Source organism: Aeromonas sp. Y311-2 (genome assembly GCF_027706025.1).
GTDB classification, from domain to species: Bacteria; Pseudomonadota; Gammaproteobacteria; order Enterobacterales; family Aeromonadaceae; genus Aeromonas; species Aeromonas veronii.
Genome location: NZ_JAPDCL010000018.1, coordinates 56126 through 82288, shown reverse-complemented (window position 1 = coordinate 82288; position 26163 = coordinate 56126). Strand labels below are relative to the sequence as shown.

Sequence of the window (26163 nt, the reverse complement as noted above, 5' to 3'; positions counted from 1 at the left end):
AGTGCGACGGAAATCTATACACGGGTGAAAGGGGTTCAAAAAGAGCCATTTTCAAAAAACGCAATGAGGTTCAAAGAAATCCGATTCAGTTTGTGGTAGGTATTCCAATGACACTGGTTATGTGTTCTATTGAGAATGGTTCTCACAGCTCACTACTGATCTTTTTATCTGTAATTCACTCTCTCGTGACTCTTCTTCGCCGCAGCCATCTCGATTCGGGGCAATCCCGAGGGGAGCTCGTGCGCTCTTGAACGTGAGTGGCATGGTTGTGTGTGCCAATGTGAGTACAGCTATGCATTCGGGGGTGACAGCAAGGGTGATGAGGTGGGACCAGCGGTTTATTGCTTGGCGGCGGTGGATGGCTCTGTTATGGTAATTGAAATAGCCGTTTGGATGGCTAGATTGCTGCGGTTTGAGGGGCCTAATCTCTGAGAGCCACCCCGCCGCAGTCCCATAGCTTGATGCGTACCTGACAGGGAGTCCCTATGCCGTTTCGTTCCTTCTTATCTTCTCCTTTGACTGCTTCCTTGCGCGCCACTACTGGCGCCAGCACCTTTATTGCCGCGATGGCGGTCGGGAGCCTCTCTTTTTCCGCGGTTGCCGCCGATGCGCCCTTGCCGACCAAACAGGAGATTGTGATTGGTACTACGGTGGGGGATTTTGCCGACATGGTGACCGATTCCATCAAGCCGCAGCTGGAGGCCAAGGGGTACAAGGTCAAGCTGGTGGAGTTCACCGACTATGTGACTCCCAATATTGCTCTGGCTGACGGATCACTGGATGTGAACTGTTTCCAGCACAAACCTTATCTGGAGAGTTTTGCCAAAGATCGCGGCTTGTCGCTGGCGCCCATTACCCAGGTGCCAACCGGTCCGATGGGACTCTACTCCGGCAAGCTGGCGGCACTCGACAAGGTGAAAGAGGGGAGCACGGTGGCCATCCCCAACGATCCCACCAATCAGGCGCGGGCGCTGTTGATGCTGCAGGATCTTGGTTGGCTCACTCTCAAGGAGGGGATAAACCCGCTCAAGGCGAGCGAGTTTGATGTGGTGAACAATCCGCACAATCTCAAGCTGGTACTGCTGGAAGCCGCGCAGTTGCCCCGCTCGCGGGAGGATGTGGACTTTTCGGTGATCAACGGTAATTTTGCCGCCTCCAGCGGAATCCCGTTCACTGAAGGACTGTTTCTGGAGCGCAGCTACGATTTTATTAACTGGGTGGTGGTGAAAAGCGCAGATGCGGATCAGCCTTTTGCCAAAGATGTGGCGGCAGCCTACAACTCGGCGGCTTTCAAGGCCTATGCAGCCAAGCGTTTCGTCGGCTACAAGTACCCGCAAGGGTGGGGTGGCTAACTGTCGTGAACGTGGTCCGGCTATACAACGAAAAACGCCCCGAATTCGGGGCGTTTTTTATGGCTATGTCCCAATTACGTGTTGCATGGGGCGCCCCAGCGCCTCATGCAAACATGTTTTGATATTTACGCCTTTTCCGTAACGCTCCAGCATCCTGCGCCAACCCAAGTAGTTCTTCAGGTAGTGCGTCGCCACGCCATGGAACCGCTCCATCCACTCTTTCAACCGATGGTGATATCCGTTCACATGCTGGATGTGATACGCACCGACTACCCGTTCGCCTTGACGATTGCGCACCACCTGATGGGTTATACCCTGTTCCTTGCTGAAACAGGCATACACACCCGCCCCATCGCTACACAGCACCGCATCTGGTGACACCAACGGCTTTAACACCGCGATGACCGTCTCGGCATCTATTTTCTCCAACTGGAAATCCGCATGGTGGCCTGTACGGTCTTGTACCACCATCACCGGGATGCAATCTGGCCCGGTTCCACGAGTTCGACCTTTACCACCGCGATGACGTGGTGGACGCAGCAGTCCCCGCTGCCCCTTGAACGATTCAAGGAAGAAGGTCTCATCCACCTCAACAATGCCCTCTTCCCGGGTGGCCTGATGGGTTGCCATCGCGCGCAAGAATCGGTGACGCCAGAGGAACGCGGTGTTTTTGCTGACCCCACAGTGCCGCGCGGCCTGGCGGACAGTCAGTCCTTCGATGAGAGCTTGCGCGTAGTCTTCCCAGCACTGTGCTTTACGCAATCTGGCCAAGGGCGTCTTGGTCAGAACGGTGCTGGTGCGCAGACACAGTTTGCAACGGTAGCGGCGCAGTCCCCGACTCCATCCCCAAGGCGCCAGCTGGGTGACATCAGCCTGACAATGTGGGCAGCCACTGCATGCCGGTAACTGATTATTGAGCGAGGTAATGGTGTGGGGTGCAGTGAGCTCCTGCTGAGCAACACGGCGCTGGCGCAGGGTTAATTGGGGAAAAAGGGACAACAGGTGTTGAAAGGCTGGAGTATCCATGATGGTAGACCTCAAGGTGATGGCCTACTTCAAGATTAGCCTTTCAACACGTAATTGGGACAGAGCCTTTTTTATGGTATCAAGCCATTAACGGGCGTTTCACTGGTTGCGATAGAAGCGGTTCAGCTCGTTCATCACCTGGATCATTGCGCCCATATCCGGGGTGCCGTGCTTGATCGGGCGATAGCTGTTGCGCTCCAGCAGTTCGAAGTCACCCTGCTTGTTGAAGTGGGTGATGGTGTCCCCTTCATAGATGGCGAAGTCATTCTGATCCCCCGCCAGCAGCCAGTTGCGCGGGCTGGTATCAAACAGCGAGCGGCCAACGCTGTAATCGCGCGCCGGATTGCGCACGCCCAGCATCCCCTGCATCAGGGTCGGCGCCAGATCGAAATGGCTGCTTGGTTGTTCCCAAACGTCACTGCCGCGCCCCGGCCAGGCCAGTACCAGCGGTACCTGCACCTGATAGGGTGAGTAGTTGCTGCCTGCGCCCCAGCTGTTGCTACGGGTGTCGTTGAACTCCTGGCCGTGGTTGGAGGTGATGACGACGATGGTGTTGCTGTCCATCCCCTGCGACTGCAATTTGGTCAGCATCTGCTCAAGCAACTGGTCGGTATAGAAGACCGAGTTCTTGTAGCGGTTCTCCAGTTTTTGCAGGTTCTCCGCCCGATAGGCGGTCGCCGGATTGAAGTTGGCAAGCTCCGGTTGGAACGGCCCCTTCATGGTGGCGGGTAACTGGTAGTCGCCTGGGCTCGAGAGATAGACCAGCGAGAACCAGGGACGCTCGGGAGAGCGCTTCTCCAGCCACTGTTGCCAGTCGGTCAGCAGCTTGCCATCGTCACTCTGTTCGGAGACAAACACCTGTTTGCGCAGACCGGCGAGGATGCTCTTGCGATACTTCTGGGCATCTTCCATCGCGCCGAACAGCCCGAACTGGTAATCCTGGCGCAGCATCTCGTCGAACAGCACCGGCGGACGCTTGTCGCTGCTGATGTCCTTGTAGTAGTGACCGGGCAACCCGTAGAAGAGGCTGAACATGCCCATCAGGTCGTCGTTGCCACCACTCAGGTGATTGCGGAACGTCAGATGCTGATCCGCATAGCGCTGCAGATTGGGCATGTTGATGTTGTTGAGCATGTCAAAACGCAATGAGTCGACCACCACAATCAGCAGATTGTTGTGAGTCAGGGGCGCGTTGACGTTGAGCGGGCGCAGCGGATAGTGCATCCGGCTGTCGCTGTTATCACCCTGGGAGGCCGCCTGCTTCTCGTACTGATCCAGATCCAGCCAGCCATGTTTGGCTAGGAAGGAGCGGGCCGTCATAGGGTAGGAGAGGGGGAAGTTGGCTCTCTGCATGGTGATGGGCTGATAGAGGGTCGCATCCGCCCAACTGTTGACCACGTGGGTCAGAATAAAGCAGATCAGCAGAGCCAGCCCCACCTGATTGCCGTACTGGCGGCGCTTGCGCTTGTTGATCTTGCGCCAGACATAGGCCGACAGCAGCAGTTGCAGCAGGAAGATGGTGGGCACGGCAACGAAGATGATGCTCCAGATTGAGCCCTCTTCGGTCTGCGCCTGATCCAGCAGCAACTGCCATACCTGACTGTTGAGGTGGAACTTGAACAGCCGGAATACCTGGGTGTCGATCAGCAGCAACACCAGCGCCAGGGTGGCGATGATGGCCGAGATGAACCGCAACGACTTCTCCTTGGGCAGCACGAAGCTGAGCGGGAAGATCGTCAACAGGTAGGTGACAAAACTCAAAAACGAGAAGTGGCCAATCCAGCTTACAACGAGATAGATCACGCCAAGCGTGGTCGATGGCCAGCTGATGGCACCCAGATAACGGGTGGCGATGAGCATGGCCAGAATAATGTTGAAGAAGGAGAACCAATGCCCCCAGGTGATCAGGCGAGAGACATTATCACGATAGGGGTTACCGGTTTCGACCATAGTGATCCATCTGCGTTGAGAAACGTCAAATCAACAGAGTCGGGGACTCAGTGTGCGTCGTGGCGATTATCGACCGATGCGGTCAGGGCCTGGACAAACTTTTCAGTGATGGCCTGGCGCTGGGCCGGTGCCATACCGTTGATGATATTGGTGGTCAGATTGCCAAGCACCATAAGGCTGAGATCCACCGGCGCTTTATGCTTTTCCAGCGCGGTGATCAGGTCGTTCATCAGGGCGTCAAATTGCTCGTTATTGTACTTTGATACGATAGGCATAATCTTCAGTTCATCTCGGTTCAAAGCGCCTTATAATACTTCACCCTTTCGGCTAACACTATGGCTTTGTGACATGAGTCTCGATATCGACAAGATCATTCTTCACTCCTTGCGCCAGGGCGGCGATGGTCAACCCCACGCCGATACCCGCAGCCAGACCCTGCCCCCTGATGAGGCGGTACAGGGACTGATGGCGGAACTGCATCGGATCTACAACGGCAAGGGCGGCAAGGGCTTTGGCTTCTTTGCCGACCCCGAGGCCGCCGTCGCCGAGCTGGCCGATGGTGAAGAGGCTCCCAAGCAGCCTTCACCCGCGTTTCGTATCGCCCTCGAACAGCTGCTCGACGAGCAGACCGAATTCGTCCCCTTCTCGGTCACCGTGACCCAGATGCTGGTCAAGCAGCTGGTGGAGCACGCTCTCGATGAGCAAGGGGTGCTGCTGTTTGCCAAATATAACTACGTCGGGGTCGATTATCTGCTGATTGCCCTGCTGGAGGGCAAGGAGAGCGTCACCGTCAGCGAAGCGCTGGAATTGCGCCATATCCAGTATCTGGATATCGGCAAACTCAATCTGGTGGCCCGCATTGATTTGACCGAATGGAAAACCCAACCTGATTCGCGCCGCTATATCACCTTCAGCAAGGGGCGCATTGGTCGCAAACTGGGCGACTTCTTTATGGATCTGCTGGGTGCCCGCGAGGGCATGGATGCCAAGGTACAAAATAAAGGCTTGCTGCAGGCGGTCGAAGATTATTGCGACAGTCGTCAGCTCGAGCCGACCGAGCGCAATGACTATAAAAAGCAGGTCTTCAAATATTGCACCGAACAGGCGAGTGCCGGTGAAGAGATCGAAATCAAGGAGTTGTCTGCAGAATTGCCTGGCGACGGTGACCTCGATTTTTACAGCTTTATCGGTCAGGAGTATGAGCTGGAAGAGCGCTTCCCGGCGGATCGCTCTACCCTGCGCGGGCTGACCAAGTTTGTTGGCTCCGGCGGCGGTCTGACTCTGAGCTTTGAGCAGAAGCTGTTGAACAGCCGGATCTTTTACGATCCCCAGACCGACACCCTGACCATCAAGGGTGTGCCGCCCAATCTCAAGGATCAGCTGCTGCGCCAGTCGTAGTCATGCTCCCGAGTGTGATCAAGTCGTCATTTCTGGCAAAAAGAGACCCAGCCCCGGCGGGGTCTCTTTTTTTATTGCGCCCGGGCAGACCTCGAAACTGGCGCGGTACTTTGTTAACAAATCAAACAAAATAAACCATCTGAAAGGGTTTTCATTGAGGTGAAAACCCTTTCATTCATGAAATTTTATTTCATTTTGGTAATTATTATTCTGTGGTTGTCTGGAATTAAGCCGATAAATGGCCGTAATTCCCTGAAATAAGAAAATGTTTTCAAAACTTTCTGGAAGGAAATACGTAATTGCATTTCAAAAATGCGAGTTGCGTCATGTGAGCCGTTTGCCGCTTGGGATAATATTCATCTCGCACACAATGCTCTTACAGCGCGGAACTAATACAAGGAAAGGCTCATGAAAAAGAAATTGCTGTCATCCCTGATCGGTCTGGCCACTCTTGGCGTCGCTTGCTCTGCTACTGCTGCCATCGATGAAGGCCAGCTGACCATCTGGATCAACGGTGACAAGGGATACAACGGTCTGGCTGAAGTGGGTAAGAAGTTTGAAGCAGAAACCGGCATCAAGGTTACTGTGGCTCACCCGGATCAGGTTGAAGTGAAATTCCAGCAAGCCGCCGCCACTGGCAACGGCCCGGACATCTTCTTCTGGGCTCACGACCGTTACGGTGAGTGGGTCAAAGCCGGTTTGCTGGTTCCGGTAACGCCGAACGCTGCCACCAAAGGCAAATTTGAACAGCTGGCATGGGATGCCATGACTGTTGATGGCAAAACCTATGGCTACCCGGTTGCCATGGAAGCGGTCAGCCTGATCTATAACAAAGACCTGCTGCCCGAGCCGCCGAAAACCTTCGAAGAGATCGCCAAGATTGACGAGACTCTGAAGAAAAACGGCAAGCGCGCCATCATGTGGGCTTATGACACCCCGTACTTCAGCTATCCGCTGGTGGCTGCCAACGGTGGTTACGCCTTCAAGAAAACCGCTACCGGTTATGACGTTAAAGATACCGGCGTGAACAACGCAGGTGCCAAGATGGGCGTGGGCTACATCTCCGAGATGATCAAGTCCGGTCACCTGGAAAAAGGCATCGACTACGGTGTGATGGACGCCAAGTTCAACAAGGGCGAAGTGGCCATGATGATCAACGGTCCCTGGGCCTGGAGCAACCTGGACAAGAGCGGCATCAAGTACGGCGTAGCGCCGCTGCCGACCCTGAACGGCAAGCCGGCCAAAGCCTTCGTTGGCGTACTGGGTGCCACCATCAACGCCGCCAGCCCGAACAAGGATCTGGCTATCGAGTTCCTGGAAAACTACCTGCTGACCGATGCCGGTCTGGCGCCGGTTAACGCCGACAAGCCGTTGGGTGCCGTTGCGCTGAAATCCTTCCAGAAGACCCTGGAATCCGATCCGCACATCAAGGCCACCATGCTGAACGCCCAGGCTGGCGAGCCGATGCCATCCGTTCCCGAGATGAGCCGTTTCTGGTCTTCCTTCGAAACTGCCCTCAAGAACGTGACCTCCGGTCGTCAGGGTGTTGACGAAGCTCTGGATACCGCTGCCAAGCGTATCGTTCAGTAAGCACGCACTACCCGGGAGGCCGTCATGGCCTCCCACTCTCTCAAATCTCTCTTGGCGTTATAAAGGTTAATTGGCATGGAAGTAGTACCTTCTGTTGAGTCCTATGCCGGTCCGAAGGATAAGCACACCTGGCTTAAGTGGACCATAGCGGCCCTGGTTGCCATCCTCAACGGCTACGCAGCCGTGATGATGTACGCCAGTGGCGAGTGGGTATTCGCGCTGCTGGATCTGGTGGTGGTTTCCGTCGGTCTGTATGTCTTCATGAACAAGAAGACCTATGCCCATCGCTACATCTTTCCGGGTGTTGCGGGCATGGTTGTGTTTATCATCTTCCCTCTTGCCTACACCATTGGCATTGCCTTCACCAACTATTCGGGGTCCAACTTGCTCTCCGTGGAGCAGGCGCGGGACTACCACCTGAAGAAAACCTACAAGGTGGCGGGCGGTGAATTCGATTTTACCCTGCTGGGTGGCGACAACGGCCAGTTCCAGCTGCTGCTGACACAGGATGATCAATCCTTTATCAGCCAACCTGTTTCCCTGATGACCAACAAGGCCCGTGAGCTGGCGTCCCGCGAGGGCCGTGTGCAGAACACACAGCAAGTGGTCGAGCTGCAGCCCTTCACCGGCGAATCGGCCAGCAAGGCCGCACCGATCCGCGCCATTGTTGAGCATCGTACTCACCTGAGTGACCTTGATCTGGTGCTGCCGGATGGCGGTACCCACCTGACCCTGAGCAGCCTGCGCAAGTTTGCCGCCCAGAAGCAGCACTACACCCGTCTGATGGATGGTGCCGTGCTCAAGTCCGGCGTGGTGATCAAAGACAGCAACCTGCTGCGTGATACCCAGAATGGCGAGCTGATGCTGCCCAATGGTGAGACCGGCTTCTATCAGTACATCGACGAACAGGGTCAGTTTGTCGGCAAGGGTATTGCTCCGGGCTTTGTGGTGAGCGTCGGTTGGAAGAACTTCGCGCGCATCGTCACCGATCCGGGCATCCAGTCACCCTTCCTGCAGATCTTCATCTGGACCGTGATCTTCTCAACCTGCTCCGTCGCTTTCACCTTGGCTATCGGTATGGTGCTGGCCTGTCTGGTGCAGTGGGAAGAGCTCAAGGGGCGCGGTTTCTATCGGGTCATGTTGATCCTGCCCTATGCGATCCCGGCGTTTATCTCCATCCTGGTGTTCAAGGGGTTGTTCAACCAGAACTTCGGTGAGATCAACATGTTCCTGGAAGCGGCATTTGGCATCAAACCGGACTGGTATACCAACCCCTTCCTGGCCAAGGTGATGATCCTGATTGTCAACACCTGGCTCGGCTACCCCTACATGATGATCCTCTGCATGGGCCTGCTCAAAGCCATTCCGGAAGATCTCTATGAAGCGTCCGCCATGGACGGTGCCGGCCCGGTACAGAACTTCTTCAAGATCACCGTGCCGCTGCTGATGAAGCCGCTGACACCGCTGTTGATTGCCTCGTTCGCCTTCAACTTCAACAACTTCGTGCTTATCCAGTTGTTGACCAACGGTGCGCCCGACATCATCGGCGCCAGCACCCCGGCCGGTACCACCGACTTGCTGGTGAGTTATACCTACCGGATTGCGTTCCAGGGATCGGGTGGTCAGGACTACGGTCTGGCCAGTGCCATCGCCACAGCTATCTTCCTCATCGTAGGTGCGCTGGCGCTGCTCAACCTGAAATTGTCCAAAGCCGACAAGCAGCTGTAAGGAGGCTTCAACATGGCAATCGTACAACCCAAATCAGTCAAATACCGGGTGTGGGCAACCCACCTGGTCATGTGGGGCTTCCTGGCGCTGATCATCTTCCCGTTGATCATGGTTATCGCCATCTCGTTCCGTAACGGTAACTTCGCGGTAGGGGAGATCATCCCCTCCAATCCGACGCTGGATCACTGGAAGCTGGCGCTGGGCATGTCTATCACCAACGCCGACGGCAGCATCACGCCGCCGCCGTTCCCGGTGCTGACCTGGTTGTGGAACTCCATCAAGATCGCCGGCATCACAGCCCTGATGATCGTGACGCTCTCCACCACTTGTGCTTACGCCTTTGCCCGCCTGCGTTTTCGTGGCAAGTCCACCATCCTGCAGGGCATGCTGATTTTCCAGATGTTCCCGGCGGTGTTGGCGCTGGTAGCCATCTACGCGCTCTTTAACAAGATTGGTGACTATATTCCCTGGCTGGGTCTCAACACCCACGGTGGCCTGATCCTGGCGTACATGGGGGGGATTGCCCTGCACGTCTGGACCATCAAGGGCTACTTCGAGACCATCGACTCCTCCCTGGAGGAGGCGGCGGCCATCGACGGTGCGACCCCGTGGCAGGCATTCCGTCTGATCCTGTTGCCCCTGTCGGTGCCCATCCTGGCGGTAGTGTTTATTCTGGCCTTTATCGGTTCCATTACCGAGGTGCCCATGGCCTCCATCCTGCTGCAGGATGTGAACAATCTGACCCTGGCGGTCGGGGCCCAGCAGTACCTCTATCCGCAGAACTATCTGTGGGGTGATTTCGCGGCGGCCGCAGTGCTCTCCGGTTTCCCCATCACAGTGGTCTTCCTGTTGGCACAGCGCTGGTTGGTTGGCGGTCTGACTGCTGGTGGTGTGAAAGGTTAAGTTTATGGCCGGGGGAGCTGACTCCCCCCGCTATCACGATTTGCAAAGATTCAAGAGCGGAGCTCGTCATGGCTGAAGTAGTACTCAACAACGTTCGCAAAAATTACGATCCGGCTGTTCACAAGGACACCCTGCGCAACATCAACCTCTCCATCAAGGAAGGGGAGTTCATCGTCTTCGTCGGCCCGTCCGGCTGTGGCAAATCCACCCTGCTGCGGATGATCGCGGGTCTGGAAGACATCACCAGCGGTGAGCTGACCATCGGCGGTCGCTACATGAACGACGTGCCGCCGGTAGAGCGCAACGTCGGCATGGTGTTCCAGTCCTACGCCCTTTATCCGCACATGAACATCTACGAGAACATGGCCTTTGGTCTGAAGCTCAAGAAGATGGACAAAGAGAACATCCACAAGCGGGTGATGCGCGCCGCCGAGATCCTGGGTCTCGAGCCGCTGCTGGACAGAAAGCCCAAGGCGCTCTCCGGTGGTCAGCGTCAGCGTGTCGCCATCGGTCGCTCCATCGTGCAGCAGCCGCAGGTGTTCCTGTTTGACGAACCGCTCTCCAACCTGGATGCCGCGCTGCGGGTCAAGATGCGGATCGAGATCGCCAAGCTGCACAAGGAGCTCAACTCCACCATCATCTATGTGACCCACGATCAGGTGGAAGCGATGACCCTGGCCGACAAGATTGTGGTGCTGAGCCCGCTCAAGGCCGAAGCTGCCACCAACCTGGAACAGTTCGGTTCACCGCTGGATCTCTACCACAACCCGGACAACAAGTTCGTGGCGGGCTTTATCGGCTCTCCCAAGATGAACTTCCTGGCGGGTGAGTTGCTGGAGATTGGAGAGCAGGAGTGCCTGGTCAAGTTGACCTCTGGCGATACCGTGCGGGCCCGGGTCGATGCCCGCAGTGGCGCTGTGGGTGACAAGGTGGAGCTGGGTATTCGCCCCGAGCACCTGATGCCGCTGGATCACCCCCATGCGCACAGCAAGGTGAGCGGGATCGTGCAGGTGGCCGAGCACCTGGGGGCCGAGTCCTTCGTTTATATGGATGTGGATGGTCACGACTTTACCGTCAAGGCCACCTCGGATGTGGATGTGGCGACCGGTCAGACCTACAGCGTGGGTATCCCGGCCGAAGCCTGCTACCTGTTCGATGCCAAGGAGCAGGCGTTCCCCCGCACCGCCAAATATATCCGTACCTGATTTTTTTGTTGTGCCGGTTTTCCTTTCTTAATAATCAATGCCTTTTTGCCGGTCGTCAGACCGGCTTTTTATTGCCTGCGATTGGAACATGCAGATAGGCAAGGTAGCCCGGTTCAAGCCTCGAGTTCGGCGGTAATATCGGGCACAAAGGTCTGGCTGGCCAGCGGCGGGCGCTCATACCCTTCGGTCTTGATGGGGGGGAGCTTGATAGGCTCGTAGTGGATCGCCTCGTAGGGCACCTTGCTCAGCAGATGGGCGATGCAGTTGAGCCGGGCACGGCGTTTGTCATCTGCCTCCACTACGAACCAGGGGCAATCCTCGGTGTCGGTGTAGGTGAACATGTCATCCTTGGCGCGGGAGTATTCCACCCAGCGTGACCGGGATTGCAAATCCATCGGGCTGAACTTCCAGCGCTTGATGGGCGTATTTATCCGCTCCTTGAAGCGCTTCTCCTGCTCCTCATCGCTGACCGAGAACCAGTATTTGATCAAGGTGATGCCGGAGCGGATCAGCATCCGCTCAAACTCGGGGCAGGCGCGCAGAAACTCGCGATACTCGGCGTCGCTGCAAAATCCCATCACCCGCTCGACTCCGGCCCGGTTGTACCAGGAGCGGTCAAACAGCACCATCTCGCCAGCGGCGGGCAGGTGGGCTACATAACGCTGAAAGTACCACTGGGAGCGCTCCCGATCGGAGGGGGCGGGCAGCGCCGTGACCCGGCAGACCCGGGGGTTGAGCGGCTCGGTGATCGCCTTGATGACGCCCCCTTTACCGGCGGCGTCGCGTCCCTCGAACAGTACCACTACCTTTAACCCCTCCTGCTTGACCCACTCCTGCAGCTTGACCAGCTCCTCCTGCAGATGGGCAAGGTGGTGCTCGTAGCACTTCTTGTCCAGACGTGGCCGCTTCTTGCTCTTCTCCTTCGCCATGGGCTTCTCCTTTTGGCATCCTTTCATGGGTGACTTCTTTGAGTCACTGTCAGCTTGCACCAGGGAGGCGTCACCTGCCAAGGGGGACGTGATACACTGCCCGCCCATCGCTGGCAACAGGAGATAACATGAAGCATTTTATGGAGATAGCGGGCCGCCGGATGGCCTATCTGGACGAAGGGCAAGGGCCGGTACTGCTGTTTGGTCACAGCTATCTGTGGGACAGCGCCATGTGGGCGCCGCAAATCGAGGCGCTCAAGGGCAGCTATCGCTGCATCGTTCCCGAGCTGTGGGGCCACGGCGATTCCGACCTGCTCCCCGAAGGTGGCTGCACCCTGGCGACTCTGGCGCGGGATCACCTGGCGCTGCTCGATGCCCTCGGGGTTGACGAGTTCGTACTGGTGGGCCTCTCCATCGGCGGCATGTGGGGTGTGGAGCTGGCGCGCATGGTGCCAAACCGCCTCAAGGGTCTGGTGCTGATGGACAGTTTTGTCGGCCTCGAGCCCCAGATCACCTGCGAGCGCTACCTAGGCATGCTGGCGATGATCGAGCAGCTCGGCACCGTCCCTTCACCCATCATCGAACAGGTGGCGCCTATCTTCTTTGCCAGCCAGCCTGATGAGGCGCTGATGAGTGGTTTCAAGGCGCGTCTGGCCGCTTGGCCAAACGAGAAGATTGCTGCCATGGTGGCGGTGGGCCGCAGCTTTGTGACCCGCGAAGATCGTATCGAGTGGCTGGAGGAGATCACCACTCCCGCACTGGTGATGACCGGCTGCGAAGACAAGGCTCGTCCGGTGCTGGAGGGCTATCTGATGGCCGAGGTGCTGGGTTGCCCGTTCAGGGAGATCCCGATGGCTGGCCACATCTCGTCGCTGGAAAATCCGTCCTTCGTCAATCAGCAGCTGGCCGATTTTCTGGCGGCGCTGTAAGCCTGAATTGGACGCCTGAGTAGGCTGTACGACCAGCTTGATGATGGCCGTGAAAAAGGGAGCCGAGGGCTCCCTTTTGTTTGGTCGTGTCTCACGGTTCAAGACTCATAACCGTTACCAGATATAGCCCAGCGCAAAACCCGCATAGAGCTCGCCATCGTGCTGGACGACGGGGCTGTTTTTGATGTCCCGATCATACCATTCGTAGTTCATGGCAAACATGCCAATCCAGTTGGGGCTGAAGCGGTAGCTGGTGATGAGGGCCGCCATCGGAGATAGGGTGGTACCGGTATCCCAAGCGGGCCGCTGGGCAGTCGCCTCGCTCTCGGAGATGCCGCCGAAGTAGTAGTTGGCCATCTTGTCGCTGCGCAGCATCAGCCCCATCCCCGGCATGATCAGCAGGTTGTCGCGCAGGATGGGGAAGTCGGCCCACAGCAGCAGCTCCTGTCCCTTGCTGCGGCCGGTGACATCGCTGTTGGCACGCACGGTCAGCAGGGCATAGGGGGTGATGATGTTGCCACCGATCCCGCCTTCCAGCTGCCATTTTCGCTGCTCCATGCCAGTAAAGGCCGGAGAGTCCTCGGGATCCAGATTGCCAAAACGGACCCGGCCATAGCCGTAGAGGGCCACGTTCTCATCCTTGTGGAAGTAGTAGCGGGCCCGATCCCCCAGAAACATAAACTGGTCGCCGAAGTAGATAAAGCCGGGGATGGCGTAGAGGGCGTTGTCCTGCGCTTCATAACGGGCCTGTCCCCCGATGAGCGCCGCACCGGCGACAAAGCCCTGTGGCACCGGGCTGGTAGGGCTGTCGCTGGTGAGCAGATCCATGGCGCCAAGATCGATATCGGCACGCGCTGGCATAGCGGCAGCGAGGAGCAGGGCCGTCAGCCCTGCCGCTCTGATTTGACGAAAAAAGGTCATGGACACTCCGTTGTCACGATTGCAGGGGAAGCAGGTTATTTTGCGGCACCGGGCATCTCTTCACGTTTTGGCCAGGCATTGAGCACCGCCTTGACCAGGGTGGCGAGGGGAATGGCGAAGAAGACACCCCAGAATCCCCACAAGCCGCCAAACACCAGCACGGCGATGATGATGGCCACCGGATGGAGGTTGACCGCTTCCGAGAAAAGCACCGGCACCAGCAGGTTGCCATCGAGAGCCTGAATGACCAGATAGGCCACCATCAGCCAGGCGAACTCGGGGGTGAGCCCCCACTGGAACAGGGCCACCATGGCGACCGGAACCGTCACCACGGCGGCGCCGATATAAGGGATCAGCACAGAGAAGCCGACCGCGACCGCCAGCAGCACCGAGTAGCGCAATCCCATCAGGGCGAAGGGGACATAGGTGGCGATGCCGACGATGAGTATCTCGATCACCTTGCCGCGGATGTAGTTGATGATCTGGTTGTTCATCTCCACCCACACCCGGTTGACCAGGGTGCGGTTGCGCGGCAGGAAGCGGCGCAGGCTGCCCATCAGTACCCGCTTGTCTTTGAGCATAAAGAAGACCATCAGCGGTACCAGAATGAGGTAGATCATGATGGCGACCACGTTGACCAGCGAACTGAGGGAGGCGCTTACCAGATGCTCGCCGCCACTGAGGATGCGCTGGCGAATATTGTCGATGACGGTCTCCACCAGACTGACGTCGATGAGCTCGGGGTATTTGTCCGGCAGGGTGCGCACATAATCCTGAGCGTGGGTCAGCATGGCCGGCGCCTCTTTGGCCAGATTGATCCCCTGACTGACCAGCGTCGGGATAAGACCCAGCAAGGAGGCGACTGCTACCGCAATAAAGAGGAGCAGAATGACGCTGGTGGCCAGGGTGCGCGACAGCCCCGCTTTTTGCAGCCGGGCGACCGGCCACTCCAGCAGATAGGCCATTACCAGCGCCACCAGCAGGGGGGCCAGCAGATCGCCAAACAGCCAGATGATGGTGAAGCAGAACACCAGCAACAGAAAAAGGGTAACGGCATCGGGATCGGAAAAACGGGTCTGATACCAGCGCTTCAATACTTCTAACATGACGGCATCCTTACATCACTGGGGCTCAAGATGGCTGTTTCGCCCCGACAACCAACTGCAAAGAGAGGGTATTGTCCGGTTGTTGCTGCATCTCGACATGGTGGCCCTGACGGTGCAGATAGGCCGGAATATCCTGCCGGGAGCCCGCATCGGCCAGCCGGATGGTGACGGTTTGACCGCTTTTGGCCTCTCTTAACCAGAGCTTGAGCCGGATCAGCGGCTCGGGGCAACGCCAGGGGGTCAGGTCGAGAATTTCCATGGGGGCTCCATCAGGCAGGTGGCCGCTATTATGGCCGTGATAAGAGCGTGAAACAACGCTTGTAGCCCTTGATGGGCAAGGGTATTCTGCCGAGGCCCTTTCTGATGGAGATAGAGATAACGTGGCACGTTTTTCCCCCCTGATGGCATCGCTTCCCCTGCTGGCTTCCCTGATGGGCGCCACGTTTCATGCCGAGGCCAACAATCAGCTTCCCGACATCGGCACGGCCGGGGTTGCTGCCCTGCCCATCGAGCAGGAAGTGCGTTACGGCAACGCTTTTATGCGCTTTGCCCGTGCGGGTCTGCCGATCATCGATGATCCGGTGCTGAGCCAGTACATTGACGATCTGGGTCAGCGATTGCTGACCAACGCCGATGGGGTACGTTTCCCGTTTACCTTCTTCCTCATCAATGATCCCAGCATCAACGCGGCCGCCTTCCTCGGTGGGCGAGTCAAGGTGCACACTGGCCTCTTCCTCTACGCCGACAGCGAGAGCGAGCTCGCCTCGGTACTGGCCCACGAAATCACCCACGTGACCCAGCGCCATATCGCCCGTTATATGGAAGCGCAGGCGAGCAGCTCGGCGGTGACCCTGGCCGGTCTGGTGGGCTCCATCGCGCTGGCTGTGATCAACCCGACCGCCGGTATCGCTGCGTTGCAGACTACGCTGGGCCTCTCCATGCAGTCGGCCATCAACTACACCCGCGACAACGAATATGAAGCGGATCGCATCGGCATGAAGACGCTTTATGATGCCGGTTTCGACCCCATGGGGATGGCCAATTTCTTCCAGAAACTGGCTGCCGAGTACCGTTACGCCAGCAAGCCGCCGGAAATGCTGCTCACTCACCCGCTGCCGGAGACCCGGATCAGCGAGGCTCGCGCTCGGGCGGGCAGCTATGGCCGCCGCGACTTGCCGCCCAGCCTCGACTTCTGGCTGGCCAAAGTACGGATTCAGGTGCGTTTTGGTACCGATACCCCGCAGGGGCTGCTGAGCTACTTCGATAGCCGGATCCAGAAGGGGGATTACCCGCTCAAGGATGCCGCCATCTATGGCAAGGCGCTGGCGCTGATCCAGCTCAAGCGCACTGACGAAGCTGATACCCTGATGCAGGAGCTGGCGGCCCGTCATCCGGAAGATCTCTTTATCGTCGATGCCCAGACCGACATCGATCTGGCCAAGGGGCGCAGTGCTCAGGCCATCGCGCGCCTCGAGAAGTTCCGCAGCCGGATGCCGGACAACGAAGTGGTGGTGGTCAACCTCGGCAACGCCTACCTCGAGAGCGGCAACTACAAGAAGTCCATCGCCATCCTCGACCCCTATGCCCGTGCCCATGAGGAGAACAATCTGGCCTGGAACCTGCTCTCCGACGCCTATCGCAAGGCGGGCAGAATGACCGAGCTGCATATGGCGCGGGCTGAAATCCTCTCCCTGCGCGGTGATTATCAGGCGGCCATCGACGAGCTGATCGTGGCGCGTGGCACCACCAGCGATCGGATGACCCTGGCTCGTCTGGAGGCGCGCATCACCGAGCTGGAGCGGGCCAAGAAGGATCTCGACAGCCTCAAGGGCTAACGAAACCTATCAAACAAGGGCGCACTATGGTGCGCCCTTGTTGTTTATGGCGGTGGCGTTGATGTGGGGGACGGTGATAGCAGCGATGGGCTAGTGACTCATGCTGCTGGCGGTCGCCTTGAGCATCTCGATCTGCTGCTGGTCGAGCTCGCCGACCAGCGTCTGCTTGAGCTTGCCCTCGCTATCGAGCAGATAGCTGGTGGGCAGGCCGCTTGGGCGCGGGAAGGGAAGCCTGGCATCTTCATTGGTAATAAGGAGCGGCACCTTGATGTGGTACTGCGCAGCCAGCTTGCCCAGCTCTGCCGGGGTGGTCGGGTCGTAGTTGATGGCCACCACTGTGATCTGGCCCTCCGCTGCCAGCCTGTTGAGGCGCGGCATCTCCCGCAGGCAGGGGGCGCACCAGGGGGCGAAGTAGTTGACCAGCAGCGGCTTGCCGGCAAAGTGGCGCAGGCTGACCGACTGCCCTGTGGCATCGGTAAATTCGGGGGCGGGTGTGCAGGCGCCCAGCAGGCCAGCCACAATCAGCCAACAAATTCGTTTCAATTCCTTTCCACTGCTGCTTACCCTGACCATCACTTTCCCCTACAATAGCGCCGTTTCTAATCCCATCTTGCGATTAATCAGGGAGTTACCATGAGCGAGACCCAAATCTACCACAATCCGCGCTGCTCCAAGAGTCGCGAAACCCTGGCCCTGCTGGAACAGCACGGGATCGCCCCTGATGTGGTGCTCTATCTGGAGCAGGCCCCGAGCGAAGATGAGATCCGCAACCTGCTCTCTCTGCTCGGTTTTAGCGATCCCCGCCAGCTGATGCGCACCAAGGAGGATCTCTACAAGGAGCTGGGATTGGCCGATGTCAGCGGTGATGCCCTTATTCGCGCCATGCACCAGCATCCCAAGCTGATCGAGCGCCCAATTGTCATCAAGAATGGTCAGGCCCGCATTGGTCGCCCGCCGGAGCAGGTGCTGGAGATCCTCAAGTGAGCACCCGCTTCGCACGTTGGCTGACTCTGGTCGGCTTCTTCGGCCTGCTGTGCTGGGTCATCCTCTGGCATCTGTGGCTGTCGCCCCATCCGGACCTCAACCCCTGGCTGCTGCCGGTGATCTGGACGGTGCCGCTGCTCTTCCCTCTCAAGGGGATAGTGCAGGGCAACCCCTACACCCACGCCTGGGGCAACTTCGTGTTGATGCCCTATTTCCTCCACGCCCTCACCCTGATCACCACGGATGAGGGGGAGCGGTGGCTGGCTGTGGTGGAACTGCTGTTCACCACTATCGCCTTTGTCGGCACCATCTATTACGCCCGACTGCGTGGTCGGGAGCTGGGCTTAAGCATTCGCAAAAAGAAAGACGAAGCCAACTGATGACAAACGCCCCGCAAGGGGCGTTTTTTATGGGGACGCAGGGCTATCCAGAGGGATCACTGTGCCCCTTGGGCTGCCCGATATTGGGCCAGCTGCTGCTGGCTAAAGTCCATCAGCGCGGGATAGAAGCGCAAAAACCCCGCCTCGCATGTTTGCCACTGCGACTCATCGAGGGTCAGTAGCGCCTCTCCCAGTTGTACCGGGCGGCGCAGTCGGCGACCTATGCCATTCAGCGCTTGCCCCAGCCCCTCCTTGTGGCGGTAGGAGGCGATCCAGTTTTGCTCGGCCATCCGCTTGAGGGGGAGTGGCAGTCCATCCGGCAGGCGTGGGTGATCCGCCAATAGCTGTTCATAACTGCGTTGCAGGAAGCGGGGAAGGGGCTCGGTACTGAACAGCTCCCAGTGCTGGCTCAGCCAGTGGTCGTAGATCATATCCACCACTATGCCGCCAAAGCGGCGCCAGGGGGCCTCGAAACAGGCGACGGCCGCCTTGTGCTCAGGGTGGCCGTCGGTGAAAGCGTCAATTTTGCGGTGTAGCCAGATCCCCTCATCGAAGTGGGCGGCAAGCCCCGTGGGCAGCGTGCCTTTGACGAAATCGCCGAGCAGATTACCGGTGAGGGAGCTTCGGGTGTGGGCAGCCAGATGGAGATGGGCCAGAAAATTCATCGGTCGCTGTGGGTCTGTTATGGGATGGCAAGGTGCTTCGAGCCTAACGGATCCCGCCCGCCTTGACCATGATCGGGATTTTGCTACTGCCCTGCGGCTGCCTCTTGCTGGGCAAAATTCGGGCGTGCTAAGGTGATGCCATCTTTGTCACAGGACGCGACAAACCACCATGATGCGCAAAGCCAGAGGCTTTTTTCTGGCCTTCTACTTCAAGCCTTTCTATCTCTCCGAGTGGTTCGACGAATAGATCGAACCCCTGGAGCAGTTCACTGACGCCCGCTCGGGCGTGATCTCGCTCATCCAGATTTTGCTGCTTTTGGTCATCGCATGTATTCGCCTGCGGTGCCTTGTCCGCGCCTGTGCGCTTTTTATGTAATGGAGTACACATGATGAAGATCAGACTGACCCTCTCAGCCCTGTTTGTTGCCAGCCTGCTGGCCACCCCCGCTATGGCCAAGGAGTGGAAAACCGTGCGTTTCGGGGTGGAGGGGGCCTACCCGCCCTTCTCCTGGACCGATGCGTCGGGCGAGATCAAGGGGTTTGATATTGATCTCGCCAACGCCCTTTGTAAGCAGATGGCGGTCAAGTGCGAGTTGGTGGCGCAGGATTGGGACGGCATGATCCCGGCCCTGCTGTCGCGCAAATACGACGCCATCATCGCCGCCATGTCGATCACCGACGAGCGGCGCCAGAAGGTCGATTTCACCGAGAAATATGCCCATATTCCCAATCGCTTTGTGGCGGCCAAGGGGACCGAGCTGACGCTGACCCCGGAAGGCATGGCGGGCAAGCGCATCGGGGTGCAGCGGGCCACCACCCACGATAAGTACCTGACCGACAATTTTGGCTCGAATGTCACCATCGTCCGTTACGGCAATGCCGATGAGGCCTATCTCGATCTGAAAGCGGGTCGGGTGCTGGCCCTGCTGGCCGATGCCTCTGCCATCGAGCAGGGGCTGCTTGGCAAAGAGGGGGGCGACAAGTTCGACTATGTGGGGCCCGCCCTGACCGATCGCCAGTGGTTTGGTGATGGGATGGGGATCGCCGTGCGCAAGAGTGATAAGGAGCTCAAGGGCAAGCTGGACGAGGCGATCAAGGCCTTGCGTGCCAATGGTACCTATCAGCAGATCAACCAGAAGTACTTCAAGTACGATATATATGGTGGTTGACGGGGGGAGGGAGCTTGCTCCCTCTCTTTTCATTGGGCAAGCGACAATCGTGCAAGGAGGATCGCCATGTTGACCCTGATCGAGGGGGCTGAGATCTTCAGCCCCACCCACCTTGGCCAGCAGGATCTGCTGGTGGCTGATGGCCGCATTGCCTGGATGGGCAAGGGGTTGACGGTGCCCACAAACTGGCCGCTGCATCGGGTCGATGGTCGTGGCCGCTATCTGGTGCCCGGACTGGTGGATCCGCTGGCCCATATCACGGGCGGCGGCGGTGAGGGGGGCTTTGCTTTTCGCACCCCGGAACTGGCGGCGAGCGAGGCGCTCAAGGCAGGTGTCACTACCCTGGTGGCGGCGCTTGGCACCGACAGCCTGACCCGCACTCCCGCGCAGGTGCTCGGCAAGGTGCGTGAGTTTCGCGCCGCCGGGGTGAGCGCCTTTATGTATACCGGCTCCTACCATCTGCCGGTCAAGACCCTGACCGGCACGGTGGAGTCGGACATCATCCTGATCCCCGAGGTATTGGGGGTGGGGGAGGTGGCCATCAGTGACCACAGATCCAGCGCGCCGACCCACGATGAGCTGGCCAGGCTTGCCAGCGAGGCGCGAGTAGCCGGGCTGCTTGCGGGCAAGAGCGGGGTCAGCTTCTTCCATGTCGGGGATGGCAAGGGGGCATTGGCGCCCCTGCGGGCCCTGCGCGATGAGACTGACATTCCGCTACGCCAGCTCTATCCTACCCACTGCAACCGCAACCCCTGGCTCTTTGCCGAGGCCATCGAGTGGGGCAAGGCGGGAGGCTGGGTCGACCTCACCACCTCGAGCTTTCCCGATCTGCTGGAGGATGGCGAGCGGCTTGCCGCCGATGCGTTTCTCGAGCTGCTGGCCGCCAATGTGCCTGCCGAGCGCATCACCTTCAGCTCGGATGCCAACGCCAGCCTGCCGCGCTTTGATGGCGAAGGGCGGCTAATCGAGATGCGCTGCGGCCAGATTGCCAGCCTGTGGCAGCAGTGCGTGCGCGCGACCCGGCTCGGTGTCTCGCTGGAGAGGGCGTTGGCCTCGGTAACGAGCAATCCGGCACAGGCGCTGGGGCTCGGCAGCAAGGGGCGTATCGGGGTCGGACAGGATGCGGATCTGCTGCTGGTGCACGACCGGACGTTTGCTATCGAACGGGTGATGAGTGGCGGCCAGTGGCGCGAATAAGGCTGCGGGCAATATCGCAGCCAGTGCGAGTACGTGGTTGCTCCAAACAGCAAAAACCCGACAACAAGGTCGGGCTTTTTTATCTGCAATGTGGGAATCAGGCTTAGAGCGCCAGAAACCCGAGGATCAGGATGGGGCCGAGCAGGCTCAGGATAAAGCCGGAGACAATGGCCACCGGCACCACCTGAATGCCCCCTGATTTCTGGATAACCGGCAGGGTGAAGTCCAGCGCCGTGGCGCCGCCGTAACCGATGGCCGCCGAGGGGTGGCGACGCATCAGGACCGGGATGATCAGAATGGCGATAAGCTCGCGCCCAAGATCGTTGATAAAGGCAGCAGAACCGAGCACCGGCCCCAGTTTGTCGGCCACCAGAATGCCGGAGAGCGAATACCAGCCGAAGCTGGAGCTCATCGCCAGACCATGGGCAAAGGGCATGCCCAGCAACTGGGCCGCCAGCAGGCTGCCCAGCCAGCTGCTGAGGATGACAGTGGCGGCTATCTTCATCCCCCAGGGGTTGAGCAGGATCTGGCGCAGCCGCATGCCGGAGTTGCGCATCTGCACCCCGATGAGAAACAGCAGCAGCATCAGGGCCCATTCGCTCCACTTGTCGATGGGCAGGGCGCGCAGATCCACCAGTAGACCCAGCAGCACGCCGCCGAGCACCACAAAACAGAGCTGCAGGGATTCCCACAGCAGGTGCAACTTGCTCGGCATCTTGGTATCACTCGCCTCATGGGTCGGCGGTGTGCGCTTGTCGAGCCACCAGAGGGCCAGCAGGTTGCAGATCGTGATCGCGGTGAGCATTACCCCGGCGACCTTGAAGATCACCGCCAGATTGCTGCCCAGGTTCTCCACATAGGCAAGCCCGAGCCCCATCAGAAACAGAATGAGGTAGACCATCTTGCCCAGACTCTGGTTGACCAGCTTGATCAGCCGGGCAGAGGAGAGGGGAATCAGATAGCCGATTGCCAGTGGCAACAGGATCAGCAACACATTGAGCAGCATCGAGGCCTCGATCACAAAAACTGATAAAAACACCACCTTATCATTACTTATTGGCTCTGTGTCACATATCTCTCGCTTTCATGGCCGAAAACAGCCCTTTTGGGGGCGGATTGTTACTTTTTTGCCACAACCTCCCTGTTTGATAAGGTTCTGTGCGAGCCCGAGTGCACCAATGAAATCAAGTTGATCCGATCGGGGGGCCGATATTTCGCTCGGCAAGGGGGTGCATAAAGCCATTTTGGCGCCGGTTTGGCACACATCACGCTTTTCTCTTGCCACTGATATGATTGGGGTATAAAAAGGCGGTATCGGAACAGCCATTGAAACGGCTGTTTATGCAAACAAAGTGCTGAAAAATACGCAAAGGGCGAATGAAAATAGAGCGAATCCCCTGAAGACCCTCGTTCTGTATTGTTTTTTCACTATCCGGGTGATATTTTCGCTGAAGGTTGCCATCGGTTAACTTTTTGTTAAATGGACGATGGTTGAGTCACGCCCCTGCGGCGTCTAGGGACAGACAAGGTTGTAATGGATGAGCGACGTTGCCGCACTGGAAGTACGTGATCTGCACAAATATTTTGGCACCCACGAAGTGCTCAAGGGCATCGACATGACCGCCCACAAGGGGGATGTGATCTCCCTTATCGGCTCCTCCGGCTCGGGGAAGTCGACCTTTCTTCGCTGTATCAATCTGCTCGAAACCCCCTCATCCGGCACCGTCTCGCTCCATGGCGAGCTGATCCGGATGAAAACCAGCCGCGCCGGCGAGCGGTTGCCCGAGGATATGCGTCAGGTGGAGCGGATCCGCAGCCGGCTGGCCATGGTGTTTCAAAGTTTCAATCTCTGGTCACACATGACCATCATGCAGAACATCATCGAAGTGCCAATCCAGGTGCTCAAGGTGCCTCGCGCCGAAGCACTGGCCAAGGCAGAGCAGCTGCTCAACCGGGTTGGACTCTGGGAGCGGCGTGACTACTATCCCGGCCACCTCTCTGGTGGTCAGCAGCAGCGGGCCGCCATTGCCCGTGCGCTGGCGGTAGAGCCCGAGGTGATGCTGTTTGATGAACCCACCTCGGCGCTGGATCCAGAGCTGGTGGGGGAGGTGCTCGGCCTGATGCGCGAGCTGGCCGAAGAGGGGCGCACCATGCTGGTGGTGACCCACGAGATGTCGTTTGCCCGGGATGTATCGAACAAGGTGATGTTTCTGCATCAGGGGCGGGTGGAAGAGGAGGGCAACCCCAAGGAGATTTTCGCCCATCCCAAATCCGAGCGGTTCAAGCAATTCATCTCCTCCATCTACTGATGGCGGGATGCCTGGTTACCCAATCAACTGTTTTATCAAGGAGAGATACATGAACAAGCTGATGCTGGCGACAGCCGTAGTTACTGCCCTCGCGTCCGGTAGCCTGATGGCAAAGGAGTGGAAAGAGGTCCGGATCGGGGTTGAGGGTGCCTATCCCCCCTTCTCCTGGACCGAGCCCAGTGGCGAGGTGAAAGGCTTTGATATCGACATCGCCAACGCCTTGTGCGAAGAGATGAAAGTGAAGTGCACCCTGGTCAAGCAGGACTGGGACGGCATCATTCCGGCGCTGCTGTCGCGCAAGTTTGACGCCATCATCGCCACCATGGACATCACAGAAGAGCGCAAGAAGAAGGTGGACTTCACCCAGAAGTACCAGCACATTCCGGCCCGCTTCGCCGCCAAAAAGGGCACTGATGTGCAGCTCGACAAAGCCTTTATGGAAGGCAAGTCCGTCGCAGTGCAGCGTGCGACCTCCATGGATACCTTTATTACCGACAACTTCCCCAACGCTACCATCAAGCGTTACGGCACCGCCGATGAAGCCTATCTCGATCTGAAATCCGGTCGTGTGGACTATGTGCTGGCCGACTCTGCCGCCATCACCGACGGTCTGCTGAAGAAAGAGGGCGGTGATGCTTTCGAATTCGTCGGCCCGAAACTGACCGACCCCAAGTGGTTTGGCGAGGGTGCCGGTATTGCAGTGCGCAAGGCTGACAAGGATCTGAAAGAGAAATTCAACGCCGCCATTCTGGCGCTGCGTGCCAACGGCAAGTACAAGGAAATCAACGACAAGTACTTCGAGTTCGACGTTTACGGAGAGTAAAACAAAGAGACGTTTACGGCGAGTAACGACAGGTTGATCCCGTCAGTAGTCATCGGGCCCGTCACCTCCCTGAGGGAGTTTACGGGCCCGCATTGATTGCAATGGAGCTGCACATATTTCATTCGGACTGCTATGGAGCCTTCTGGTTAGCAGGTGCGTGAAGATTCAGTGGCGATGGAGCTGCATATGTTTGATTTGAAAGGATACGAAGCCTCGCTGCTGGAGGGCGCCTGGGTCACCCTGGAAGTGGCGCTGGCCTCCCTGCTGCTGGCGTTGCTGCTGGGGATGCTGGGGGCGCTGGCCAAACTCTCTCCCTACAAGTGGGCCCGGGCCATCGCCACCGGCTACACCACCATTATTCGCGGCATCCCCGATCTGGTGCTGATGATGCTGCTCTTCTTTGGCGGCCAGGTGCTGATCAACGGCATCTGCACCTGGGTCAACGAGACTTACAACAGCTGGTTACTGGAGAGCAATCCCAATCAGGAGTGGGTCTCCCTGCTTCCGGACTATATCGACATCAGCCCCTTTGTGGCCGGTGTCGCGACCATCGGCTTTATCTTCGGCGCCTACATGACCGAGACCTTTCGCGGCGCCATTCTGGCAGTGGACAAAGGTGAGCTGGAGGCCGCACGGGCCTTTGGCATGCGGGCAACCCAGGTGTTTGTGCGGATCCTCTTCCCCCAGATGATGCGCCACGCCCTGCCGGGGTTTGGCAACAACTGGCTGGTGCTGCTGAAAACCACCGCGCTGGTCTCCATCATCGGCCTCGATGACATGGTGCGCAAAGCCTCGCTGGCGGCGGGCTCGACCCAGCAACCCTTCACCTTCTACATGGCGGTGGCGCTGATCTTCCTGATCTTCACCGCAGTCTCCACCTCGGCGCTCAAGTGGGCCGAGCGTCACTATGCCATCAAGACGAGGTAAGCCATGGATTTCTCAATCATTCTAAAAGAGTGGCCCACCTATTGGGAGGGGCTCTATACCACCGTCTGGCTGGTGGCCCTCTCTCTGATCCTTGGGTTGATGCTGGCGGTGCCCATGGGCATCCTGCGCAATAGCCGCAACTGGCTGATCAAGGGGCCGATCTGGGCCTATATCTACTTCTTTCGCGGCACCCCGCTGCTGGTGCAGCTCTTTATCATCTACTACGGCGCCGCCCAGTGGGAGTGGCTGAAGAACAGTGCCGCCTGGTCGCTCTTCTCCGAAGCCTGGTTCTGTGCGCTGCTGGCCTTCACCCTCAATACCGCTGCCTATACCGCCGAGATCGTGCGCGGGGCGGTGCACAATATGCCGCGCGGCCAGATTGAGGCAGCCAACGCCTTTGGCATGACCCGCTGGCAGACCCTGACCCGGATCATTTTGCCCAACTCGTTTCGTCGGGCACTGCCGGCTTACAGCAACGAGGTGATCTTCATGCTGCAAGGCTCGGCGGTGGCGGGCATCATCACCATCGTCGATCTGACCGGCGCGGCGCGGATCATCAACTCTCGCTACTACAGTCCGTTCGAGGCTTTTTTGACCGCAGGGCTGCTCTATATGCTGCTCACCTTTGTCATCGTCTGGCTGTTCAAGAAGTGGGAAGCGCGCTGGCACGCTCACCTGCGCCCGCGCAATGTGTAAGGTGTGATCTGCCAAGATGAGCGAAAATGGCCCCGCCTGTTGCAGGCGGGGCCATTTTTTATCTTTATCCTCTGCCCGTCCGGTTTGCCAAATGGCGGACGAGCAGGGAGAATGCAGCACTCCCGAGCGCCGCCAGTCGTT

At 58.3% G+C, this 26163-nt stretch carries 26 protein-coding genes; 16 read left to right on the top strand and 10 right to left on the bottom strand.

Features of this window, described 5'->3' with window-relative positions:
- Positions 1–566: 566 nt before the first annotated feature.
- The gene (locus OKC42_RS16330; RefSeq protein ID WP_270803986.1) at positions 567–1352 is read left to right on the top strand and encodes a MetQ/NlpA family ABC transporter substrate-binding protein; all 786 of its coding nucleotides are present in this window, start codon (positions 567–569) and stop codon (positions 1350–1352) included.
- 63 nt (positions 1353–1415) lie between these two features.
- On the opposite strand, the gene OKC42_RS16325 is transcribed toward OKC42_RS16330, so the two are convergent.
- The 3 genes from OKC42_RS16325 to OKC42_RS16315 all read right to left on the bottom strand — a co-directional run bounded on the left by OKC42_RS16325 (position 1416) and on the right by OKC42_RS16315 (position 4603).
- A complete protein-coding gene (locus tag OKC42_RS16325) occupies positions 1416–2378 on the bottom strand; it encodes an IS1595 family transposase (RefSeq protein WP_270820250.1) in 963 nt (320 codons plus the stop codon).
- A 99-nt stretch (positions 2379–2477) separates the two neighbouring features.
- Positions 2478–4328 (bottom strand): DUF3413 domain-containing protein, encoded by a 1851-nt coding sequence (locus OKC42_RS16320; RefSeq protein WP_270803768.1) that lies wholly within the window; start codon positions 4326–4328, stop codon positions 2478–2480.
- A gap of 47 nt (positions 4329–4375) precedes the next feature.
- Entirely contained in the window at positions 4376–4603 is a 228-nt protein-coding gene (locus OKC42_RS16315) for a YejL family protein (RefSeq protein ID WP_005333874.1), read from the bottom strand.
- A gap of 73 nt (positions 4604–4676) precedes the next feature.
- Between OKC42_RS16315 and yejK the strand changes: the two genes are divergently transcribed.
- The 5 genes from yejK (at position 4677) to OKC42_RS16290 (ending at position 11152) form a co-directional block, all read left to right on the top strand.
- Positions 4677–5726 carry a nucleoid-associated protein YejK gene (gene yejK / locus OKC42_RS16310; protein WP_005333872.1) on the top strand — a complete coding sequence of 350 codons (1050 nt, stop codon included), beginning with the start codon at positions 4677–4679 and terminating at the stop codon, positions 5724–5726.
- Between the two features lie 408 nt (positions 5727–6134).
- Complete coding sequence (gene malE / locus OKC42_RS16305; RefSeq protein WP_005333871.1) at positions 6135–7316, top strand: maltose/maltodextrin ABC transporter substrate-binding protein MalE; 1182 nt, start codon at positions 6135–6137, stop codon at positions 7314–7316.
- Between the two features lie 75 nt (positions 7317–7391).
- Positions 7392–9044, top strand: a complete 1653-nt coding sequence (malF, locus tag OKC42_RS16300; protein WP_270803767.1) for a maltose ABC transporter permease MalF — start codon at positions 7392–7394, stop codon at positions 9042–9044.
- A gap of 12 nt (positions 9045–9056) precedes the next feature.
- Positions 9057–9947: a maltose ABC transporter permease MalG gene (malG, locus tag OKC42_RS16295; RefSeq protein WP_005333868.1), complete on the top strand. Its 891-nt coding sequence runs from the start codon at positions 9057–9059 to the stop codon at positions 9945–9947.
- A 68-nt stretch (positions 9948–10015) separates the two neighbouring features.
- Positions 10016–11152, top strand: coding sequence for an ABC transporter ATP-binding protein (locus OKC42_RS16290; RefSeq protein WP_005333867.1), 1137 nt, complete (start codon positions 10016–10018; stop codon positions 11150–11152).
- 113 nt (positions 11153–11265) lie between these two features.
- Here OKC42_RS16290 and ppk2 read toward each other — a convergent pair whose 3' ends face one another.
- Complete coding sequence (ppk2, locus tag OKC42_RS16285; RefSeq protein WP_005361444.1) at positions 11266–12081, bottom strand: polyphosphate kinase 2; 816 nt, start codon at positions 12079–12081, stop codon at positions 11266–11268.
- Positions 12082–12209: 128 nt separating this feature from the next.
- On the opposite strand from ppk2, the gene OKC42_RS16280 reads away from it, so the two are divergent.
- Positions 12210–13010, top strand: a complete 801-nt coding sequence (locus tag OKC42_RS16280; RefSeq protein WP_270803766.1) for an alpha/beta fold hydrolase — start codon at positions 12210–12212, stop codon at positions 13008–13010.
- Positions 13011–13124: 114 nt separating this feature from the next.
- On the opposite strand, the gene OKC42_RS16275 is transcribed toward OKC42_RS16280, so the two are convergent.
- The 3 genes from OKC42_RS16275 to OKC42_RS16265 are packed head-to-tail and all read right to left on the bottom strand — an operon-like array spanning position 13125 to position 15296.
- On the bottom strand, positions 13125–13931 hold the full coding sequence (locus tag OKC42_RS16275) for a MipA/OmpV family protein (RefSeq protein WP_268011714.1): 807 nt from the start codon (positions 13929–13931) through the stop codon (positions 13125–13127).
- 35 nt (positions 13932–13966) lie between these two features.
- Complete coding sequence (locus OKC42_RS16270) at positions 13967–15037, bottom strand: AI-2E family transporter (protein WP_270803765.1); 1071 nt, start codon at positions 15035–15037, stop codon at positions 13967–13969.
- 25 nt (positions 15038–15062) lie between these two features.
- On the bottom strand, positions 15063–15296 hold the full coding sequence (locus tag OKC42_RS16265; RefSeq protein WP_167558267.1) for a sulfurtransferase TusA family protein: 234 nt from the start codon (positions 15294–15296) through the stop codon (positions 15063–15065).
- Positions 15297–15417: 121 nt separating this feature from the next.
- Here OKC42_RS16265 and OKC42_RS16260 point away from each other — a divergent pair, with 121 nt between their 5' ends.
- Positions 15418–16872, top strand: a complete 1455-nt coding sequence (locus OKC42_RS16260; protein ID WP_429089297.1) for a beta-barrel assembly-enhancing protease — start codon at positions 15418–15420, stop codon at positions 16870–16872.
- Positions 16873–16962: 90 nt separating this feature from the next.
- Here the strand turns inward: OKC42_RS16260 and OKC42_RS16255 are convergent, their stop codons facing one another.
- Positions 16963–17445 (bottom strand): TlpA family protein disulfide reductase, encoded by a 483-nt coding sequence (locus OKC42_RS16255; RefSeq protein WP_270803764.1) that lies wholly within the window; start codon positions 17443–17445, stop codon positions 16963–16965.
- Between the two features lie 60 nt (positions 17446–17505).
- On the opposite strand from OKC42_RS16255, the gene arsC reads away from it, so the two are divergent.
- Positions 17506–17856, top strand: a complete 351-nt coding sequence (gene arsC, locus OKC42_RS16250) for an arsenate reductase (glutaredoxin) (RefSeq protein ID WP_042657676.1) — start codon at positions 17506–17508, stop codon at positions 17854–17856.
- Positions 17853–18236, top strand: coding sequence for a DUF2069 domain-containing protein (locus OKC42_RS16245; RefSeq protein WP_216950561.1), 384 nt, complete (start codon positions 17853–17855; stop codon positions 18234–18236). Before arsC ends, OKC42_RS16245 begins: the two co-directional genes overlap by 4 nt.
- A 56-nt stretch (positions 18237–18292) precedes the next feature.
- Here OKC42_RS16245 and OKC42_RS16240 read toward each other — a convergent pair whose 3' ends face one another.
- The gene (locus tag OKC42_RS16240; RefSeq protein WP_139444288.1) at positions 18293–18901 is read right to left on the bottom strand and encodes an acyl carrier protein phosphodiesterase; all 609 of its coding nucleotides are present in this window, start codon (positions 18899–18901) and stop codon (positions 18293–18295) included.
- A 386-nt stretch (positions 18902–19287) separates the two neighbouring features.
- Between OKC42_RS16240 and OKC42_RS16235 the strand changes: the two genes are divergently transcribed.
- Together OKC42_RS16235 and iadA are read left to right on the top strand one after the other, a co-directional pair.
- Positions 19288–20070 carry an ABC transporter substrate-binding protein gene (locus OKC42_RS16235; protein ID WP_101529955.1) on the top strand — a complete coding sequence of 261 codons (783 nt, stop codon included), beginning with the start codon at positions 19288–19290 and terminating at the stop codon, positions 20068–20070.
- 66 nt (positions 20071–20136) lie between these two features.
- Positions 20137–21267, top strand: coding sequence for a beta-aspartyl-peptidase (gene iadA / locus OKC42_RS16230; RefSeq protein WP_270803763.1), 1131 nt, complete (start codon positions 20137–20139; stop codon positions 21265–21267).
- Between the two features lie 103 nt (positions 21268–21370).
- Here iadA and OKC42_RS16225 read toward each other — a convergent pair whose 3' ends face one another.
- A complete protein-coding gene (locus OKC42_RS16225) occupies positions 21371–22273 on the bottom strand; it encodes a lysine exporter LysO family protein (RefSeq protein ID WP_270803984.1) in 903 nt (300 codons plus the stop codon).
- A 532-nt stretch (positions 22274–22805) separates the two neighbouring features.
- On the opposite strand from OKC42_RS16225, the gene OKC42_RS16220 reads away from it, so the two are divergent.
- From OKC42_RS16220 to OKC42_RS16205, 4 genes are all read left to right on the top strand, one after another.
- Positions 22806–23576, top strand: a complete 771-nt coding sequence (locus OKC42_RS16220) for an ABC transporter ATP-binding protein (protein WP_005337310.1) — start codon at positions 22806–22808, stop codon at positions 23574–23576.
- Between the two features lie 49 nt (positions 23577–23625).
- Positions 23626–24399 (top strand): ABC transporter substrate-binding protein, encoded by a 774-nt coding sequence (locus tag OKC42_RS16215; RefSeq protein WP_005337307.1) that lies wholly within the window; start codon positions 23626–23628, stop codon positions 24397–24399.
- A 186-nt stretch (positions 24400–24585) separates the two neighbouring features.
- Complete coding sequence (locus OKC42_RS16210) at positions 24586–25326, top strand: ABC transporter permease (RefSeq protein WP_005352911.1); 741 nt, start codon at positions 24586–24588, stop codon at positions 25324–25326.
- A 3-nt stretch (positions 25327–25329) separates the two neighbouring features.
- Positions 25330–26022 carry an ABC transporter permease gene (locus OKC42_RS16205; protein ID WP_005337302.1) on the top strand — a complete coding sequence of 231 codons (693 nt, stop codon included), beginning with the start codon at positions 25330–25332 and terminating at the stop codon, positions 26020–26022.
- Positions 26023–26163: the final 141 nt, after the last annotated feature.

What these genes read in the sequence shown, in the direction of transcription:
- OKC42_RS16330 (WP_270803986.1), top strand. Translation starts at nt 567, where the DNA reads ATGGCGGTCGGGAGCCTCTCTTTTTCCGCGGTTGCCGCCGATGCGCCC.
- OKC42_RS16325 (WP_270820250.1), bottom strand. Translation starts at nt 2,378, where the DNA reads ATGGATACTCCAGCCTTTCAACACCTGTTGTCCCTTTTTCCCCAATTA.
- OKC42_RS16320 (WP_270803768.1), bottom strand. Translation starts at nt 4,328, where the DNA reads ATGGTCGAAACCGGTAACCCCTATCGTGATAATGTCTCTCGCCTGATC.
- OKC42_RS16315 (WP_005333874.1), bottom strand. Translation starts at nt 4,603, where the DNA reads ATGCCTATCGTATCAAAGTACAATAACGAGCAATTTGACGCCCTGATG.
- yejK (WP_005333872.1), top strand. Translation starts at nt 4,677, where the DNA reads ATGAGTCTCGATATCGACAAGATCATTCTTCACTCCTTGCGCCAGGGC.
- malE (WP_005333871.1), top strand. Translation starts at nt 6,135, where the DNA reads ATGAAAAAGAAATTGCTGTCATCCCTGATCGGTCTGGCCACTCTTGGC.
- malF (WP_270803767.1), top strand. Translation starts at nt 7,392, where the DNA reads ATGGAAGTAGTACCTTCTGTTGAGTCCTATGCCGGTCCGAAGGATAAG.
- malG (WP_005333868.1), top strand. Translation starts at nt 9,057, where the DNA reads ATGGCAATCGTACAACCCAAATCAGTCAAATACCGGGTGTGGGCAACC.
- OKC42_RS16290 (WP_005333867.1), top strand. Translation starts at nt 10,016, where the DNA reads ATGGCTGAAGTAGTACTCAACAACGTTCGCAAAAATTACGATCCGGCT.
- ppk2 (WP_005361444.1), bottom strand. Translation starts at nt 12,081, where the DNA reads ATGGCGAAGGAGAAGAGCAAGAAGCGGCCACGTCTGGACAAGAAGTGC.
- OKC42_RS16280 (WP_270803766.1), top strand. Translation starts at nt 12,210, where the DNA reads ATGAAGCATTTTATGGAGATAGCGGGCCGCCGGATGGCCTATCTGGAC.
- OKC42_RS16275 (WP_268011714.1), bottom strand. Translation starts at nt 13,931, where the DNA reads ATGACCTTTTTTCGTCAAATCAGAGCGGCAGGGCTGACGGCCCTGCTC.
- OKC42_RS16270 (WP_270803765.1), bottom strand. Translation starts at nt 15,037, where the DNA reads ATGTTAGAAGTATTGAAGCGCTGGTATCAGACCCGTTTTTCCGATCCC.
- OKC42_RS16265 (WP_167558267.1), bottom strand. Translation starts at nt 15,296, where the DNA reads ATGGAAATTCTCGACCTGACCCCCTGGCGTTGCCCCGAGCCGCTGATC.
- OKC42_RS16255 (WP_270803764.1), bottom strand. Translation starts at nt 17,445, where the DNA reads ATGGTCAGGGTAAGCAGCAGTGGAAAGGAATTGAAACGAATTTGTTGG.
- arsC (WP_042657676.1), top strand. Translation starts at nt 17,506, where the DNA reads ATGAGCGAGACCCAAATCTACCACAATCCGCGCTGCTCCAAGAGTCGC.
- OKC42_RS16240 (WP_139444288.1), bottom strand. Translation starts at nt 18,901, where the DNA reads ATGAATTTTCTGGCCCATCTCCATCTGGCTGCCCACACCCGAAGCTCC.
- OKC42_RS16235 (WP_101529955.1), top strand. Translation starts at nt 19,288, where the DNA reads ATGATGAAGATCAGACTGACCCTCTCAGCCCTGTTTGTTGCCAGCCTG.
- iadA (WP_270803763.1), top strand. Translation starts at nt 20,137, where the DNA reads ATGTTGACCCTGATCGAGGGGGCTGAGATCTTCAGCCCCACCCACCTT.
- OKC42_RS16225 (WP_270803984.1), bottom strand. Translation starts at nt 22,273, where the DNA reads ATGCTGCTCAATGTGTTGCTGATCCTGTTGCCACTGGCAATCGGCTAT.
- OKC42_RS16220 (WP_005337310.1), top strand. Translation starts at nt 22,806, where the DNA reads ATGAGCGACGTTGCCGCACTGGAAGTACGTGATCTGCACAAATATTTT.
- OKC42_RS16215 (WP_005337307.1), top strand. Translation starts at nt 23,626, where the DNA reads ATGAACAAGCTGATGCTGGCGACAGCCGTAGTTACTGCCCTCGCGTCC.
- OKC42_RS16210 (WP_005352911.1), top strand. Translation starts at nt 24,586, where the DNA reads ATGTTTGATTTGAAAGGATACGAAGCCTCGCTGCTGGAGGGCGCCTGG.
- OKC42_RS16205 (WP_005337302.1), top strand. Translation starts at nt 25,330, where the DNA reads ATGGATTTCTCAATCATTCTAAAAGAGTGGCCCACCTATTGGGAGGGG.